Source organism: Comamonas odontotermitis (assembly GCF_040396735.1).
GTDB classification, from domain to species: Bacteria; Pseudomonadota; Gammaproteobacteria; order Burkholderiales; family Burkholderiaceae_C; genus Comamonas; species Comamonas odontotermitis_C.
The window spans coordinates 214,226-231,631 of sequence record NZ_JBEBNZ010000004.1; the positions used below are offsets into that span (position 1 = coordinate 214,226).

Here is a 17,406-nt window from a genome sequence, read left to right on the forward strand (position 1 = left end):
AAAAGCACCTGTGGAAGGTGCTTTTTTGATGGTTTGGGCTTCTGGCGATTTGCAGTCAAGCGCCTATAGCTATCGATTGTATAGCAATGACTTACAGCACATCGCTGGCAAAATCGGCCAGGCGCGAGCGCTCTCCGCGTGCCAGGGTGATATGGCCGCTGTGCGGCCAGCCCTTGAAGCGGTCAACCACATAGGTCAGGCCCGATGAGCCCTCGGTCAAGTACGGCGTGTCGATCTGGGCCAGGTTGCCCATGCAGATGATCTTGGTGCCCGGGCCGGCGCGGGTGATCAGGGTCTTCATCTGCTTGGGCGTCAGATTCTGCGCCTCGTCGATGATGACGTACTTGTTGAGGAAGGTTCGGCCTCGCATGAAGTTCATGCTCTTGATCTTGATGCGGCTGCGGATCAGGTCGTTGGTGGCCGAGCGGCCCCATTCACCGGGATTGCCGCCATCGCCCTTGGCCAGGAACTCCAGATTGTCGTCCAGCGCGCCCATCCAGGGGCCCATCTTTTCTTCCTCGGTACCGGGCAGGAAGCCGATATCCTCGCCCACGCTCACGGTGGCGCGGGTCATGATGATCTCGCTGTAGCGGCGCTCGTCCAGCACCTGCGTCAGACCGGCGGCAAGCGCCATCAAGGTCTTGCCGGTACCGGCCGTACCGGCCAGGGTGACGAAGTCCACGTCCGGGTCCATCAGCAGGTTCATCGCGAAGTTCTGCTCACGGTTGCGGGTGGTCACGCCCCAGACGTTGTTCTTCTGGTGGCCATAGTCCTTCAGGGTCTCCAGCACGGCAGTCTTGTCGCGGATCTCGATCACGCGGGCAAACAGGCTGTTCTCACCCGGCGCTTCGTAGTACACGAACTGGTTGATATGCAACTGCTGCGTGATCGCGCCGCTGATGCGGTAGCAGGTGGAGGCGCCAGACTGCCAGCTTTCCACCTTCTTGCCCACCTTGGCCCAGAAATCCAGCGGGAGCTGCAACATGCCGGTGTAGAGCATGTCGCCGTCTTCCAGCGTCTTGTCGTTCTGGTAGTCCTCGGCTTCCAGGCCGAGCGCACGCGCCTTGACGCGCATGTTGATGTCCTTGGACACCAGCACGACGGGGCGTTCCGGGTGGCGCTGGCGCAGGGCTTCGACGACGCCCAGAATCTGGTTGTCGGCCTTGCCCTGCGGCAGGCTCTCAGGCAGATGGTAGTGGAGCGGCTCGGTCTGGAAGAACAGGCACCCGGTCGCGCCCTTCTGGCCGGTGGCATCAAGGTGAATGCCCTGGGCCAGCTGCGATTCCTGCGTGGCGACCAGTGCATCGAGCGTGCGGCTGGCCTGGCGACCGTTGCGGGCCACTTCGGTCATGCCCTTCTTGTGCGCGTCGAGCTCTTCCAGCACGATCATCGGCAGGTAGATGTCGTTTTCCTCGAAGCGGAAGAGGCTGCTCGGGTCGTGCAGCAGCACATTGGTATCCAGGACGAACAGCTTGGCGACACCGCTGCCGGTCTTGCGCACCTTGGCTGGCTTGCTGACAGGCACGACGCTGTCGGCGACTGTGTATTTGGCCGGTGCCGTCGGCGTGTTGGCGGTGGTGGCCTTGGCCGCTGTTTTTTTCGCACGGGCAGGCTTGGCGCTGGCCGGGGCCATGCGCTGCAATGCCTGCGCGCTTGCTGCGATCTGGGTGGGCTCCAACTCCAAGGCGAGCTCAGAGACATCGCCGATCACGGGGCCGGTGGATTTGCGCGTCTTGGTGGGAGCCTTGGCGGCCAGGTCACCGGAAGAGAGCCGGCTGGCGCGTCCGGTAGGTGCGGGAGGCAGAGGCATGAAGCAAAAGGCCTTTATCAATTACTCGCCAAAGGGGCGATATCCACATCGGAATGCAGGCCTGCCAAAGCAAAAAAGGCCATCTCGCAAGCAAGACAGCCTTTTTGAAGATCGATAGGGCAGCAACGCATTCCGGGCTCAAACATATGAGTCCATTATGCACATTCTGCCGGACAGAAAAATGTCAAATTTCTGTCATCGTGCAGACGGCAACGGCGCATCCCTGCATGACAGGCGATGCGCCGCAAAGGCACGATGAATCGCGCAGGACCGGCTTATGCAGCCTTTTTCTGCGCAGCCTTCATCGACTTGACCGCCTTGAGCACTTCTTCCACGTGCCCGGGGACTTTCAGGCCACGCCACTCCTGCATGAGGACGCCATCGGGGCCGACCAGGAAGGTCGAGCGTTCGATGCCCTTGACCTTCTTGCCGTACATGATCTTGTTCTTGACCACGCCGAACATATGGCAGAGCTTCTCCTCGGTGTCGGCGATCAGCTCAAAGGGCAGCTCAAGCTTGGCCTTGAAGTCATCGTGCGATTTCATGTTGTCGCGCGATACACCGAACACCGCCGCCCCCGCCTTCACGAAGTCCGCGTACTTGTCGCGGAACTGCATGGCCTCGGTGGTGCAGCCGGGAGTGTTATCCTTTGGGTAGAAGTACAGCACCAGAATTTGCCCCTGATGCGATGCATTGGAAACCTTCTGGCCTCCCGTAGCTTGTGCTTCAAATTCTGGCAGGGATTTGTTGACAACAACAGCCATAGCGCTCTATTTTCTCCGGAGTAATCGCAAAAAGGCCGCAGGAATCAAAGTGCTCATATAGTTATTATTCGGGCCCACGACCGCAAGCTGCTATTTTACCCTGAATCGAAATATTTATCGAGCCCCCCTGATAATCACAGACTATCGATTGTGGCTATCCGGCAGGCGCTTCCACCACGGCGGCCAGCAACACCTTCCGACCTTCCCCAGCGAGCACGTTGTAGGTGCGGCATGCCGCAGGGGTATCCATGGTCTCGAAACCGATGCGCTGGGCGATCAGCGGGGCCAGCCAGGCAGGCGAAGGAAAACGTAAGCAATTGCCACTGCCAAAAATGATGGTCTCCACATCGAAGTCCGCCAGCTGCGCAAAATGGGCGGGCCCCAGGTCGGCAAAGCTGTTGCAGTTCCAGGGTTGTAGGGTTCCATTGGAGCAGACCACCAGGCTGTGCTCATAGCGCTGCTTGTCCACGGCGATCCAGCCGCGGTCATAGCCTGTGACGGTCAACGTGTTGGATTTGTCGGGTTGGAATTTCATGGGAACGGGCTTTCGGGCGAGGTGGCGTTCGTACTCCGGCAAGGCAGTACGATCCATTGGGTACCACTACACTGTGGTATCGGTGAAGAACTGTGGTCAAATTATAGGTTTCACCTCGTCGGTTCTGTGGTTATCGGGTGCGGGCAGTCTCTGCCGACCTGCGGCCAACGGGCTGCAATCCCTCGTTTTCAAAGGTAGTGCTTTCTGTCATGAAGACCATTCATAAATCCGCCAAGCTGGCCAATGTTTGTTACGACATCCGAGGGCCCATCATGGACGCGGCCAAGCGGATGGAAGACGAAGGCCAGAAGATCATCAAGCTCAACATCGGCAATTTGGCGGTTTTCGGCTTTGATGCGCCTGAGGAAGTGCAGCAGGACATGATCCGCAACCTGCCCAATTCGGCGGGCTACTCGGACAGCAAGGGCATTTTTGCAGCGCGCAAGGCAGTGATGCATGAAACCCAGCGCCTGGGCATCAAGGGCGTGACGCTGGACGATATCTATCTGGGCAATGGCGCGTCCGAACTGATCAGCCTGGCGACCAATGCCTTGCTGGACTCTGGCGATGAAATGCTGCTGCCCGCCCCGGATTATCCGCTGTGGACGGCTGCCAGCAGCCTGTCGGGCGGCACGCCGGTGCACTACATGTGCGACGAAGACAACGGCTGGATGCCCAATCTGGCAGATATCCGCGCCAAGATCACGCCGCGTACCAAGGGCATCGTGGTCATCAACCCCAACAATCCCACCGGCGCGCTCTACAGCAAGGAATTGCTGCTGCAGATCATCGACATTGCCCGCGAGCATGGCCTGGTGGTGTTTGCCGACGAGGTGTATGACAAGGTGCTGTACGACGATGCCGTGCACACGCCAATTGCAAGCCTGTCGCAGGATGTGCTGACGATCACCTTCAATTCGCTGTCCAAGGCTTACCGCAGCTGCGGCTACCGTGCTGGCTGGATGGTGATCTCGGGCGACAAATCGGGCGCTTCCGACTACATCGAAGGCCTGAACATGCTCTCCAACATGCGCCTGTGCGCCAATGTGCCGGGCCAATGGGCGGTGCAGACGGCACTGGGTGGTCACCAGAGCATCGACGAGTTGGTGCAGGAGGGCGGTCGCCTGCGCAAGCAGCGCGACATGGCCTGGGAGATGATCAATGCCATTCCCGGTGTCAGCTGCGTCAAGCCCCAGGGTGCGCTGTACATGTTTCCGCGCCTCGATCCGAAGGTGTACCCGATCCAGGACGACCAGGAATTCTTCCTGCAGGTACTGAAGGAAACCCGGGTGATGCTGGTGCAGGGCACGGGCTTCAACTGGCCCCAGCCTGACCATTTCCGCATCGTCTTCCTGCCGCATGAGCCGGATCTGAAGGAAGCCATCAACCGGCTGGCCGGCTTTTTGGCCAAATACCGCCAACGCTATGGCACGGACAAGCTGGCTGTGGTGCCTGCTGCCGAAGCACCCGCCAAGCTGGCCAAGGCCAGCAAGGCAGCCTGAGGCATGCAGGCTGCACAGGGTGTCTTCCTTCGGGTGGTTGTCCTGTGCAGGCAGGGTGTGTATCAGCTGTATTTAATTTGATAGCTACCGGCGCTTACCAGATAAGCGTCAGAGTGTTTTTTACCGCGAACTATTTGTAGAGACTTATGAAACCGATCCAAGTTGGCTTGTTGGGCATCGGCACCGTGGGCAGTGGTGTCTTTGGCGTGTTGCAACGTAACCATGACGAGATTCGTCGCCGTGCTGGCCGCGAAATTGCAATCACCATGGTGGCCGATCTGGACGAAACCCGCGCCCGCGCCGTGGTGGGCGAGCATGCCAAGGTCGTCAAGGACGCGCGTGATGTGATCGCCAATCCCGACATCGACGTGGTGGTGGAGCTGATCGGCGGCTATGGCATTGCCAAGGCGCTGGTGCTGGAGGCCATTGCTGCAGGCAAGCATGTGGTGACGGCCAACAAGGCGCTGCTGGCGGTGCATGGCTCCGAAATCTTCAAGGCGGCTGCGGAAAAAGGTGTGATGGTGGCCTATGAAGCTGCTGTGGCTGGCGGCATTCCCATCATCAAGGCGCTGCGTGAAGGTCTCACCGCCAACCAGATTCAGTGGATTGCCGGCATCATCAACGGCACCACCAACTTCATCCTGTCCGAAATGCGCGACAAGGGCCTGGATTTCGATGTGGTGCTGAAGGAGGCACAACGCCTGGGCTACGCCGAAGCGGATCCAACCTTCGACATCGAAGGCGTGGACGCAGCCCACAAAGCCACCTTGATGAGCGCCATCGCCTTTGGCGTGCCCGTGCAATTTGACAAGGCCTATGTCGAAGGCATCACCAAGCTGTCTTCGGTGGACATCAAATACGCAGAGCAGCTGGGTTACCGCATCAAGCTGCTGGGCATTACCAAGCGTGCCGAAAAGGGCATCGAATTGCGCGTGCACCCGTCGCTGGTGCCAGCCAAGCGCCTGATTGCCAATGTGGAAGGCGCCATGAATGCCGTGGTGGTGCATGGCGATGCCGTAGGCACTACGCTGTACTACGGCAAGGGTGCGGGTTCGGAGCCTACCGCTTCTGCCGTGATTGCCGATCTGGTCGATATCGCCCGCCTGGACGGCGCAGATGCAGCCCATCGCGTGCCGCCCCTGGCCTTCCAGAGCAGCACCTTGCGCGAGGCGGGGCAGGATCTGCCCGTGCTGCCCATGACCGAAGTGGTCACCAGCTACTACCTGCGGATGCGCGTGGCCGACGAGGCTGGCGTATTGGCCAAGGTAACGGGCATTCTGGCCAATGCAGGCATCAGCATCGATGCCGTGCTGCAGCGTGAAGCCGATGAAGTGGGCGGCGAAGGATCGACGCAGACCGACCTGATCATCCTGACCCACGACACCCGCGAAGGCGATATGGACAAGGCGCTGGCCGAAATCCAGGGCCTGCCCACGGTGCTGGCGCCCATCACCCGTATCCGCAAGGAAGAGTTGAACTAAGCCCGCGCGCAGTTCACCAGTCAACCGCCACCGGCCCTGTGCCGCTGGCGGTTTTCTTTTACCTATTGTTTATTTTTTCGCCATATTGTTTCAAAAATTACTCGTTATTATCAATCGCTTAGAACCATGGCGGGTTTAGCGACCTGCTACATAACAAGGAGTGAGAGCAGGCATGTCTGAGACTGACAAGAAATGGGCTGCACGGGCCAAGCGCTGGGCAGTGTTGTTTGGCATTCCACTGATCATGCTGCTCGTCGGCATGTGGCAATGGTCGCGGGCAGGCACATCGGTGGATGTTCAGGCAACGATTGCCGCGTACGAACAGGTTGTGCAGGAACTCAAGGCGATTGAAGAAACCAGCCCCCGTGGCCGGGCAACGGTGAAGGACAGCGAGGGCCGCAGCGTGGACGCCAGGCTGATGCGCAGCCGCTACGAACGCGCATTGGCCGAACTGAAGGCCGGTGGCTTGAACGTGACTACCCGCAATCTACAGCCAACGCTGGCGGGCTGCACCATGGCTTTCAGCGTGCTGGCGCTGCTGTGGTCGGCGTTTGGCGTGTTCTACCAGAGTGCCATGGGCAAGAAGGCGATGCAGTCGCGCGAGCAATTGCTGGCCACATTTGAAAAGGGCCGCAAGCTGCTGCCGACCTACATGGTGGTGATGGTTCTGCTGCTGTTTGCCGCCGCCATTCCGCTTCTGGTGTACGAGATGATGCCCATCCTGCGCCACAACCGCTACAGCAAGGGCGACATGAAATTCATGCTCGTTCTGGGAGGCCTGGCGCTGTTTCTGCTGTTTTCGGGCTGCAAGGTGTTGTGGGATGTGTGGAAAGCATCCCGCAAGGCAATGGAAAACGAGCCTATCGAGGTGATGGGCCAGGCACTCGCACGCGAGAAGGCGCCCGAACTGTGGGCCTTTGTCGACCGCGTGGCGGCCAAGACCGGCGCGGGCATGCCGGATAGCATTGTCGTTGGCCTCAATGAAGGCTTCTTTGTGACGGAGCACCCCGTCCGGCTCAGCAATGGCAGCATGGTGCCTTCGGGGCGCGTGCTGTATCTGCCCTTGCCATACATGGCGTTCCTCAACGCGGCAGAGGTGGCCTCGGTCATCGGCCACGAACTGGGCCACTTCATTGGAGAAGACACGCTCTACAGCCAGCGTTTCTCGCCGATCTATGCCGCCACCATCAACCACCTGGTGGCCATCAGTGGCGGAGAAAAGCACGAGGAATCGTGGATGGACTTCCTGCGCCGCCCGGCCACCCTGTTTGGCGAGATGTTTCTCGACAGCTTTCACGAGGCGGTGCGCTTTTGGGGTCGCAAGCGCGAACTGGCGGCCGACGCCGTGGGCGCCAGTGTGGTCGGCCCGCAGGCCGTTGCTTCGTCACTTTTGCGCATCACCGCGCTCGAACCCCACGTGAGCGAAGCGCTGGAGATGAACTGGGACCAGGGCCAGACGGTGGAGGGCGGCATCGTGGGCCATGTGCGCCAACTGGTGGCCAGCAAGGGCATGGCAGACCCGAGCCAGCACCTGGAAAACCGCCAGTCACACCCGACCGATACCCACCCCGAACTGGCCGTGCGGCTGGATGCGCTGGGCGTGCCCATCACCCCGGAGCTGCTGGGCCGAGCCATGGATTCGCAGGGCAGCCGTTTGCTGCAGGAATTTGGCCTGGAGCAAGGGGCCGCACCTGCTGCAGCAACTGGCAGCACCATGGCGGGTAGTGTGGCCCCTGCGCCAGTGGTGGATGTGAATGCGGCCTTGCAAAGCGAGCTGACCAGCGTTGCAGCATCTGCACGCGCGGCCAAGATTGCCGAGTTGCAGGAAATCGCGGCCCTGGGGCGCGAGCAGACCGTGATCTATGAGCGTTCCTGGTTTCAAACCGGGCTCTTTGTCTTCTTCACCGTGGTCTGCGTGACAGGGGCTGCGTTCCTGTTCAACAGCAGGAATGGTCAGCTCTACGGCGTGGGCGTTCTGTTGGCGGGGCTGGCCTGTGCCTATTTCGCATTCCTGTTTTCACGGGATGGCAAGGAGCCCGCACTGGTACTGGCTCCCGAAGGCGTGCAAATGTTCAAGGCGCAGGAGCTGCTGCCTTGGTCGGCGATTGACGACTTCCAGTTCACCCAGGCCAATCACATGCTCACCATCACCCTGCCGCTGGAGCAAGGCGTAGTGCCGCCTGCCCTGGGCGTGGGGCGCAGGCGTGGGCAATACGTCAAGAAAAAGCACCGCATGGTGCTGATGCTCAAGGGCGTGAAGAAGATGAAAAACGACGCCTTTGCCGAGCTGATGGTGGACTACTGGCGGGCCTTCCACGCAAGGCGCGAACTGCAGCGCATGGGTGTGCAGCCCTGACTGCCTTGCAATGCTTTCTGCATACAAAGGGCCCGCCGGGGCCCTTTGTCTTTGTGTGGCAGCCCCCAATTGAACCTAAAGCGCACCAGTACTGGCGGCTGACAGATAATAGACGGCTGATTTCAGGCCCGTGAGGGCTGTATTCCAACCATCTGCTCCATCCATGCTGTATCTCTCCACGCGCGGCCATGCCGAACAAAAACGTTTCTGCGATATCCTGCTTGAAGGCTTGGCGCCCGATGGCGGCCTGTACCTGCCAGTGGCGTATCCGCAGATCGATGACGCCAAACTGACCCAGCTGCGCACTACCCTGGCGAGCCAGGGCTACGCGGCCCTCGCGTTCGAGATACTGTCGCTCTATATCGACGACATCCCTGCGGCCGACTTGAAGGCCATCTGCGCCAAGACCTACACCCGGGAGGTGTTCGGCACCGACGCCATCGTGCCGGTGCGCCAACTGGATGGCAATCTGCTGATCGAAGCGCTCTCCAACGGCCCGACGCTGGCCTTCAAGGACATGGCCATGCAACTGCTGGGCAACCTGTTCGAATACGAACTGGCTCGCCGTGGCGAAGCGCTGAACATTCTGGGTGCCACCAGCGGCGACACCGGCAGCGCAGCCGAATACGCCATGCGCGGCAAAAAGGGCGTGCGCGTTTTCATGACCAGTCCGTATGGCCGCATGAGCCCATTCCAGCAGGCGCAGATGTTCAGCCTGCAGGACGAAAACATCCACAACATCGCCATTGAAGGCGTGTTTGACGACTGCCAGGACATCGTCAAGGCCGTCAGCAACGACCATGCTTTCAAGGCCAAGTACAAGATCGGCACTGTCAACTCCATCAACTGGGCGCGTTTGCTGGCGCAGGTGGTGTATTACTTTGCCGGTTACCTGCAGGCCACCAAAAACAATGCGGAAAAGGTGAGCTTTACCGTGCCCAGCGGCAACTTTGGCAACATCTGCGCAGGCCACGTGGCGCGCCAGATGGGCCTGCCGATTGCCAAGCTGGTGGTGGCCACCAACGAGAACGACGTGCTGGACGAGTTCTTCCGCACCGGCATCTACCAGGTGCGCGGCGCGGCCAATACCTACGAAACATCGAGCCCTTCGATGGACATCAGCAAGGCCAGCAACTTTGAGCGCTTCGTGTTCGATCTGGTCGGGCGTGACGGTGCGCGCACCCGGCAGCTGTTTGCCGAAGGTGTGGCCAGGCAAGGCAAGTTCGACCTGAGCGCCGACCCGGCTTTCAAGGACGCGGCTGCCAAGTACGGCTTTGAAAGCGGCAAGAGCACCCATGCAGACCGCCTTGCCACCATCAAGGACACATTTGAGCGCTTTGGCCAGATGATCGACACCCACACCGCAGACGGTGTGAAGGTGGCGCGCGAGCACCTGGGCGCCGAGCCGATGATCGTGCTGGAGACCGCGCTGCCCATCAAGTTCGCTGCCACCATTGAAGAGGCGCTGCACCGCCAGCCCGACCGTCCGGCCAAGTTCAACGGCATTGAAGATCTGCCCAAGCGCGTGGTGGTGATGGCGGCCGATGTGGAAAAGGTGAAGGCACTGATTGCCGAGACCTGCAAGGTATAAGTGAAAAGGGCAGCTGGCGGTTGATGCATGAGCGCTAGTAGCTATCAAAAGAGGAGTGTATATGCAGGTGGTCTGTTTTGCGGGCTATTCGGGCAGCGGCAAAACCACCCTGATCGAGCAGGTGATACCGGTGCTGATTGCCCACGGGCAGCGTGTGTCGGTCATCAAGCATACGCACCACCGCTTTGACATCGACACCCCCGGCAAGGACACCTGGCGCCATCGACAGGCAGGGGCTTACGAGGTGCTGGCGGCGTCCGACCAACGCATGGTGCTGATGCGCGAATTGCCCCGGCCGCAAGAGCCCGATGTGCATGCGCTGATCGCGCAACTGGACAGCAACGTGGACTGGGTGCTGGTTGAAGGCTTCAAAAGCTGTGACCTGCCCAAACTGGAAGTGCTGGCCGGCATGCCTGCGCCAGATGGCAAGCCGCCGCTGTACCCGCACGACAGTTGCGTGCAGGCCGTGGTGCATTCGGCGGGCCACCACCTGAATCCCTCGACCGGCTTGCCGCTGCTGCCCCGTGATGAGCCAGCAGCGGTAGCGCGATGGCTGCTTGCACATGCGGATCGCTTTGGCTATACGCCGCCTTGTGTGTTCGCCAATGAAATGGCTGGGTAACCGCAGTCGGATGCAGACCGGATGCATTGCTTCACTGCCCCATGTCAAACAGAGACAGGGCTCGCACAGGCCAGAATGCAGGAAACCATGGCGCCATGGCGCAAGCGTTCGCAGACACCGCTTGCACAGCTTTGAAAGATTGAGGATTACCGAGATGAACCCATCTACCCGACCACCACTCAAGACCCTGGCCGATGCCCTGGGCGAGTTGCTGGCACAGGCCAAGCAGCTTGCTTCTGCAGAGTCGGTGAGCACCTTTGACGCGGACGGCCGCGTACTGGCGCAGGATCTGGTGTCGGCGCTGCAAGTGCCGTCGTTCGACAACAGTGCAATGGATGGCTATGCATTGCGTGCCGCCGATGTACCGGAGGCGGGCGCGGTTCTGCCCGTCAGCCAGCGTATTGCGGCAGGCAGTGTAGGCACGGCTTTGGCCGCAGGCACTGCAGCGCGCATCTTTACCGGTGCGCCCGTGCCTGCGGGCGCTGATGCGGTGGTGATGCAGGAAGAATGCGCGCCTCGCGATGATGGCAGCGTGCAGATCAACGCTGCCGTGGTTCCGGGCCAAAACATCCGCAAAAGCGGCGAAGACATTGCGCGCGGCAACACCATCATCGCCGCTGGCACGCGGCTTTCGCCCGCAGAACTGGGCCTGGCGGCCAGCATTGGCTGCGCCAGCCTGCAGGTGGCGCGGCGTCCGCGTGTAGCCCTGTTCTCGACAGGGGACGAGCTGGTCATGCCTGGCGAGGTGGCGCCGCAGGATCTGCCGGCGGGCAGCATCTACAACAGCAACCGTTTCTTTCTGCGCGCCATGCTGCAAAGGCTGGGCTGCGAGGTGGTCGACCAGGGTATTGTTCCCGACAGCTATGAAGCCACCGTGGCCGCATTGCAATCGGCCGCGCAGGATTGCGATCTCGTGCTGACAAGCGGCGGCGTATCGGTGGGTGAAGAAGACCACATCAAGCCCGCCGTGCAGGCGCTGGGGAGTCTCGATCTGTGGGCCATCGCCATCAAGCCGGGCAAGCCGTTTGCCTATGGCAAGGTAGGCGGTGCCCATTTCATCGGCTTGCCGGGCAACCCGGTATCGAGCTTTGTGACGTTTGCGCTACTCGTACGGCCTTTTGTGCTGCGTCTGCAAGGCGTGCAGAATGTCGCGCCGCAGGCTGTCACCATGCGTGCCCATTTTGACTGGCTGCGTGCCGACAGGCGCCAGGAGTTCCTTCGCGCGCGCATCAATGCGCAAGGCGGCCTGGATCGCTTTGCCAACCAAAGCTCGGGCGTGCTCACTTCGGCGGTGTGGGCTGATGGGCTGGTTGACAATCCGGCAGGCGCCACAATTGCCCGGGGTGATCTGGTGCGATTCATTCCGTTTGCGCAATTGCTGGGCTGATGGATGGCGATGGTTTTGGGAGTCAACACATGTCGGTGAAAAACATTCAGCTGCGTTACTTCGCATCGATCCGCGAAGCCATTGGACGGGGCAGTGAGAGCTTGCAAACGGATGCCGCCGATGTAGGCGCGCTGCGCGATGCCCTGCTTGAGCGCGGCGAGCCCTATGCCACCTGCCTGGCACGCGGCCGCGCCGTGCGCATTGCGGTCAACCAGACCATGGGCGATGAAAGCGCCGCGCTTGAAGATGGTGCCGAGATTGCCTTCTTTCCGCCCGTGACTGGCGGCTGACCGCCGTTTTTTACAACTGACAGCCGCGCGAGCCTGCCTTGCGCGGCTTTTTGCATGGGTTGCAGGCAGCTTGTTTGAGGGCAAATCAGGATTCTGGCTGGGCGAGCTCTGGTGCCTTCCAGTCCAGCAGCTCGGCCAGGCGCAGGATCACCCAGCGCGCTTCAGGCGGTGTCACCACGGCACCTTCACCCTGCAGCCCCATCAGCATCGTCTTCAGGATAGCGGCTTCCGATGGTGCGCTCTGGTGGTAGAGGATCTGCGCCTGCTCCACCAGCATCTGGGCCAGGTCTTCGCACAGCTCATAGCGGGCGGCCACTTCGGCCAGCGGCGTCAGCAGCTTGTGGTTGCGGCCCTGGTGGAGCGCGATGAAGGAATCGGGGATGAAAATCTGGCTGCCGTCTTGCATGCAAAAAGTGTAGCGCATGGCGATACAGGGGTTAGCACCAACATGCGTCATGAGTGAATCTGGTTATCGTGATCAACAGTTTTTACGATGACCTCCGCCGGGTTGACGATGCAGTCTGCATCCACACCCATAGCGCTGCCCGCGCTAGCACGAGCGGTAAACCTATCTCATGGCGCCCACTGCTTCCCTGGTTTCCATTACCGAAGACGACCACGATGTGCATCTGTATCTGGCATACGCCACGGCAGACAATTTCATGGGTCGGCCCGTCTACCGCAACGCCCATTGCTACCTCCACCCCGATGCCGAAAAGGCGCTGACCCGTGCCTCGCTCTCGGCACGCCAGGCAGGGGTGCGCCTGCTGGTGTTCGATGCCTACCGGCCCGCGCAGGCGCAGCAGATTCTGTTTGACTACGCCCAGGACCCTACCTTTGTGGCCGACCCCAAGCGCGGCTCGCACCACACGCGTGGCTGCGCGGTCGATGTCAGCCTGCTGGACGAAAACGGACAGCAGATGGACATGGGCACCGGCTTTGATGCCATGCAGGCCGAATCCTTTCATTTTTGTGCCGGCCTGCCCGCGCAGGTGCAAAAGAACCGGTTGATGCTGCTGGGCATCATGCTGTCGGCCGGGTTCGAGCATATTCCCAGCGAGTGGTGGCATTACCAGCTGCCTGGCGCCATGCAGTACCCGCTGATCGAAGATGGCGCCGGAGGCGTGCCCAAGCTCATGGATTGAACAATCTGCAGTGGGGTTGGCACGCTGTGTGCTTTTCAGGTTTCCAGGTTTTTGGCCCTTCCGGCATTTCCGCTTTTCAGATACCCAAGAGAGGAGTCTTCCATGCAGACAATGATTCGTAGACAGGTACTGGCCGCTGCTGCGGCCGTGGCGTGCGGAGCCGCCGCCGTGGGCTGGTTGCCCCTCGCGCAGGCGGCCACTCCCAAGGACATGCTGGTGATGGCGGGCACGCTTGACGAATTCTCCACCCTCGATCCGGCCGAAGTCTATGAACTGGTGCCGATGGAGTACCTGGCCAACACCTACGACCGGCTGATCCGCGCCAATCTGTCCAAGCCCGGCGAATTCGATGGCGACATGGCCGAATCGTGGAGCGTCAGCGAGGATGGCAAGACCTTCACGTTCAAGATCCGCCAAGGCCAGAAGTTCCACTCGGGCAACCCGGTCACCGCCGAAGACGTGGCCTGGTCGCTGCAGCGCACACCCCTTTTGGGCAAGGGCGCTGCCGTGGTGCTGGCCGGTATCGGGCTCACCAAGGACAACGCGCTGCAGAACGTCAAGCTGGTGGATGCGAATACCGTGTCCGTCACCACCGACCGCAAGTTCGCGCCGACCTTCGTACTGTCCATTCTGGGCAGCTGGCCTGCATCCATCGTCGACAAGAAGCTGCTCACCGAAAAGGCGCAGGGCAACGACATGGGCAATGGCTGGCTCAAGACCAACGAGGCAGGTTCGGGCATCTTCAAGCTGAACAAATGGACGGCCAACCAGACCCTGACCCTGGACCGTTTTGACGGCCACCGGTCGCCTGCTGCAATGAAGCGCGTGGTGCTGCGCCATGTGCCAGAGGCATCGGGCCGCCGCCTGCTGCTGGAAAAGGGCGATGTGGACATCGCCCGTGAACTGAGCCCGGACGACATGCTGGCGCTGGAGAAAACCGGCAAGGTCAAGCTGCAGCCCGTGCCGCAAGCCGTGGTGTACTACATGGGCATGAACCAGAAGAACCCCAATCTGGCCAAGCCCGAGGTGCGTGAAGCCATGCGCTACGCGGTGGACTATGACGGCATCCAGAAGAACATCGTCAAGTCGCTCTACAACGTGCACCAGACCTTCCTGCCCCCGAACATGCTGGGCGCCTGGAAGAACAACCCCTACAAGCAGGACGTGGCCAAGGCCAAGGCGCTGCTTGCCAAGGCGGGCCTGCCCGATGGCTTTTCCGTGACCATGGAGGTGCGCAACACCTATCCGTACAACGAGGTCGCGCAGGCCGTGCAGGCCGATCTGGCCAAGGTCGGTATCAAGCTGACGCTGAACATTGCCGACAACAAGCAGACCCTGGCCAAGTATCGTGCCCGCACGCACGACATCTACATGGGCGAGTGGTCAGCCGATTACCTCGATCCGCATTCCAACGCCCAGGGCTTTGCCTGGAACCCGGATAACTCCGATGCATCGCCCTACAAGATGCTGTCGTGGCGCAATGCCTGGGACATTCCGGATTTCACGAAGCGCACCGACGAGGCGCTGGCCGAGCAGGACACTGCCAAGCGGGCAGCGCTGTACCAGGCGATGCAAAAGGACTTCCAACCGGTTTCGCCATACGTCGTCATGTTCAACAAGGTCAGCCAGGTGGCCATGCAGAGCAATGTGAAGGACTTCACGGTAGGGCCGATCTATGACCTGGTGCAGTACCGTTCCGTCAAGAAGAACTGAGTGTTGAAGCAGCAGGGCGCGCGCCGCTGTCGGTGCACGCCTGCGCTACGCCATCCGCGCCGTGCACCCCGGCTCGCCGGGGCTGCACAGTCAGCCTTGTGATTCTGGTTTTCTATGGCCTCCAGCTCTTCCCCCGTTCCACCTGCTGCCACCGCCACCCCTGCTGCACAGGCGGTGGCACAGCGCAGCGCGCGCCAGCGTCTGTGGCGCCGCGCCAAAGGCCTGCTGCAATGGCTGGTGATGCTTGTCATCACCTTGCTTGGCCTGCTTGCCATCACCTTCTACATTGGCCGCATGGTGCCGATCGATCCGGTGCTGGCCGTTGTTGGCGACCGCGCCACGCCCGATATCTACAACGCCGCCAAAGAGGCGATGGGGCTGGACAAGCCGCTGTGGCAGCAGTTTGCAATGTATGTGCGCGACGTGCTGCACGGCAACCTGGGCACCTCGATCCTGACGAGCAACCCGGTGTGGGAAGACATCAAGCGCGTGTTCCCCGCCACACTGGAGTTGGCGACGCTTGCCACCATCCTGGGCGTGCTGGTGGGCGTGCCGCTGGGTGTGGCCGCCGCCGTGCGCCACAACAAGCTCACCGACCATATTGCGCGCTTCGTCAGCCTGATTGGCAGCTCCATGCCAGTGTTCTGGCTGGGCATGATGGGGCTGATGCTGTTCTACGCCAAACTGGGCTGGCTGCCCGGGCCGGGCCGCATCGACCCGGTGTACGACGGCATGGTGGCCGAGGTGAGCGGCAGTCTGCTGATCGACAGCGCGCTGGCGGGCGAGTGGGACGTGCTGGGCGATGCGCTCTGGCATATTGCACTGCCGACTCTGATCCTCAGCTATTTCTCTGTGGCGTATTTGAGCCGCATGACGCGCGCCTTCATGCTGGAGCAGCTGAGCCAGGAATACATCATCACCGCGCGCGCCAAGGGCGTGCCCGAATGGCGCGTGGTATGGAGCCATGCATTCCGCAATATCGCTGTACCGCTGCTCACCGTCATTGCGCTCACCTACGGCAACCTGCTCGAAGGCTCGGTGCTGACGGAGATCGTCTTTTCGTGGCCAGGCATTGGTTCGTATCTGACAGGCGCGCTGATGAACGCCGACATGAGCGCCATCCTGGGCTCCACCCTGGTGATCGGCACCGTCTTTGTGGTGATCAACCTGCTGACCGATGTGCTGTACGCGGTGTTTGATCCGCGTGCGCGCCGCAAGGCTTGAATATGGGAGAAAAGGGCTGTTGGCGCCTGTCCATGAAGCACAGAATGCTATGAATTTAGATAACTCTAATCTTGCCAACACCAAGCCGCCCTTGCGCGACTGGCTGCTGTCCGATGCACCTGCATCGCCGCGCCAAGCCTTCTGGGGCCTGTGGTACCGGCGCGCGCGCCGCTTTGCCCGCAATCCGCTCAGCATGGCGGGCCTCTTGGTGCTTGTGGTCTTGCTGCTGGTGGCGCTGCTGGCGCCGTGGATCGCTACGCACGATCCGCTGGCCCAGGTGCTGGCCGACCGCCTGCAGCCGATTGGCAGCGCGGGCCACTGGCTGGGTACCGATCAGTTGGGCCGCGATATCTTCTCGCGCGTGGTCTACGGCTCGCGCCTCACCCTCGTCATTGCCATGCTGGTACTGGTGATCGTGGTGCCGATCGGCCTGCTGATCGGCGTGGTGGCGGGCTACTTTGGCGGCTGGGTCGATACGGTGCTGATGCGCGTGACCGATATTGCGCTGGCCTTTCCCAAGATTGTGCTGGCCCTTGCCTTTGCTGCGGCCATGGGCCCGGGTGTGGTCAATGCGGTGATTGCGATATCGATCACCGCCTGGCCTGCCTACGCGCGGCTGGCGCGGGCCGAGACCCTGAAGGTGGTGGAGAGCGACTACATCCATGCCGCGCGCCTGCAGGGCGCAAGCCATGCGCGCATTCTGTGGCGCTACATCACGCCTCTGTGCATGTCATCGGTCATCGTGCGTGCCACGCTCGATATGGCAGGCATCATCCTTACCGTGGCGGGCCTGGGCTTTCTCGGCCTGGGCGCGCAGCCGCCCAGCCCGGAATGGGGGTTCATGGTGGCATCGGGCCGCAATGTGCTGGTGGACGCATGGTGGGTGGCCACGGTGCCGGGTATCGCGATCCTGATCGTGAGCCTCGCGTTCAACCTGCTGGGCGACGGCCTGCGCGATGTATTTGATCCGCGCCATGCTGACTGAG

Annotated in this window: 15 protein-coding genes; 11 read left to right on the top strand and 4 right to left on the bottom strand. The window is 61.1% G+C overall.

Annotated elements, in window-relative coordinates; all coding sequences use genetic code 11:
* Nucleotides 1–91 precede the first annotated feature (91 nt).
* From ACH2DG_RS06645 to ACH2DG_RS06655, 3 genes are all read right to left on the bottom strand, one after another.
* Nucleotides 92–1,810, bottom strand: coding sequence for a PhoH family protein (locus tag ACH2DG_RS06645; RefSeq protein ID WP_395024943.1), 1,719 nt, complete (start codon nt 1,808–1,810; stop codon nt 92–94).
* Between the two features lie 275 nt (nt 1,811–2,085).
* Nucleotides 2,086–2,574: a peroxiredoxin gene (locus ACH2DG_RS06650; RefSeq protein WP_395024944.1), complete on the bottom strand. Its 489-nt coding sequence runs from the start codon at nt 2,572–2,574 to the stop codon at nt 2,086–2,088.
* A 154-nt stretch (nt 2,575–2,728) separates the two neighbouring features.
* The gene (locus ACH2DG_RS06655; RefSeq protein ID WP_395024945.1) at nt 2,729–3,109 is read right to left on the bottom strand and encodes an Mth938-like domain-containing protein; all 381 of its coding nucleotides are present in this window, start codon (nt 3,107–3,109) and stop codon (nt 2,729–2,731) included.
* A gap of 209 nt (nt 3,110–3,318) precedes the next feature.
* Between ACH2DG_RS06655 and ACH2DG_RS06660 the strand changes: the two genes are divergently transcribed.
* From ACH2DG_RS06660 to moaD, 7 genes are all read left to right on the top strand, one after another.
* Nucleotides 3,319–4,611, top strand: a complete 1,293-nt coding sequence (locus ACH2DG_RS06660; RefSeq protein WP_395024946.1) for a pyridoxal phosphate-dependent aminotransferase — start codon at nt 3,319–3,321, stop codon at nt 4,609–4,611.
* Between the two features lie 146 nt (nt 4,612–4,757).
* Complete coding sequence (locus ACH2DG_RS06665; RefSeq protein ID WP_395024947.1) at nt 4,758–6,092, top strand: homoserine dehydrogenase; 1,335 nt, start codon at nt 4,758–4,760, stop codon at nt 6,090–6,092.
* 172 nt (nt 6,093–6,264) lie between these two features.
* Complete coding sequence (locus tag ACH2DG_RS06670; protein ID WP_395024949.1) at nt 6,265–8,448, top strand: M48 family metalloprotease; 2,184 nt, start codon at nt 6,265–6,267, stop codon at nt 8,446–8,448.
* A gap of 163 nt (nt 8,449–8,611) precedes the next feature.
* Nucleotides 8,612–10,039, top strand: a complete 1,428-nt coding sequence (gene thrC, locus ACH2DG_RS06675) for a threonine synthase (protein ID WP_395024950.1) — start codon at nt 8,612–8,614, stop codon at nt 10,037–10,039.
* A gap of 61 nt (nt 10,040–10,100) precedes the next feature.
* Nucleotides 10,101–10,661 carry a molybdopterin-guanine dinucleotide biosynthesis protein B gene (gene mobB / locus ACH2DG_RS06680; protein ID WP_395024952.1) on the top strand — a complete coding sequence of 187 codons (561 nt, stop codon included), beginning with the start codon at nt 10,101–10,103 and terminating at the stop codon, nt 10,659–10,661.
* A 154-nt stretch (nt 10,662–10,815) separates the two neighbouring features.
* Nucleotides 10,816–12,048, top strand: a complete 1,233-nt coding sequence (gene glp / locus ACH2DG_RS06685) for a gephyrin-like molybdotransferase Glp (RefSeq protein WP_395024954.1) — start codon at nt 10,816–10,818, stop codon at nt 12,046–12,048.
* 29 nt (nt 12,049–12,077) lie between these two features.
* Nucleotides 12,078–12,338: a molybdopterin converting factor subunit 1 gene (gene moaD / locus ACH2DG_RS06690; protein WP_395024955.1), complete on the top strand. Its 261-nt coding sequence runs from the start codon at nt 12,078–12,080 to the stop codon at nt 12,336–12,338.
* Between the two features lie 85 nt (nt 12,339–12,423).
* Here the strand turns inward: moaD and ACH2DG_RS06695 are convergent, their stop codons facing one another.
* Nucleotides 12,424–12,744, bottom strand: coding sequence for a hypothetical protein (locus tag ACH2DG_RS06695; RefSeq protein WP_395024993.1), 321 nt, complete (start codon nt 12,742–12,744; stop codon nt 12,424–12,426).
* A gap of 169 nt (nt 12,745–12,913) precedes the next feature.
* Between ACH2DG_RS06695 and ddpX the strand changes: the two genes are divergently transcribed.
* The 4 genes from ddpX (at nt 12,914) to nikC (ending at nt 17,405) form a co-directional block, all read left to right on the top strand.
* Nucleotides 12,914–13,483, top strand: coding sequence for a D-alanyl-D-alanine dipeptidase (ddpX, locus tag ACH2DG_RS06700; RefSeq protein ID WP_395024957.1), 570 nt, complete (start codon nt 12,914–12,916; stop codon nt 13,481–13,483).
* A 102-nt stretch (nt 13,484–13,585) separates the two neighbouring features.
* Nucleotides 13,586–15,196 carry an ABC transporter substrate-binding protein gene (locus ACH2DG_RS06705; protein WP_395024958.1) on the top strand — a complete coding sequence of 537 codons (1,611 nt, stop codon included), beginning with the start codon at nt 13,586–13,588 and terminating at the stop codon, nt 15,194–15,196.
* A 114-nt stretch (nt 15,197–15,310) separates the two neighbouring features.
* Nucleotides 15,311–16,420 carry an ABC transporter permease gene (locus ACH2DG_RS06710; RefSeq protein WP_395024959.1) on the top strand — a complete coding sequence of 370 codons (1,110 nt, stop codon included), beginning with the start codon at nt 15,311–15,313 and terminating at the stop codon, nt 16,418–16,420.
* A 49-nt stretch (nt 16,421–16,469) separates the two neighbouring features.
* Entirely contained in the window at nt 16,470–17,405 is a 936-nt protein-coding gene (nikC, locus tag ACH2DG_RS06715) for a nickel transporter permease (RefSeq protein WP_395024961.1), read from the top strand.
* Nucleotide 17,406 lies beyond the last annotated feature (1 nt).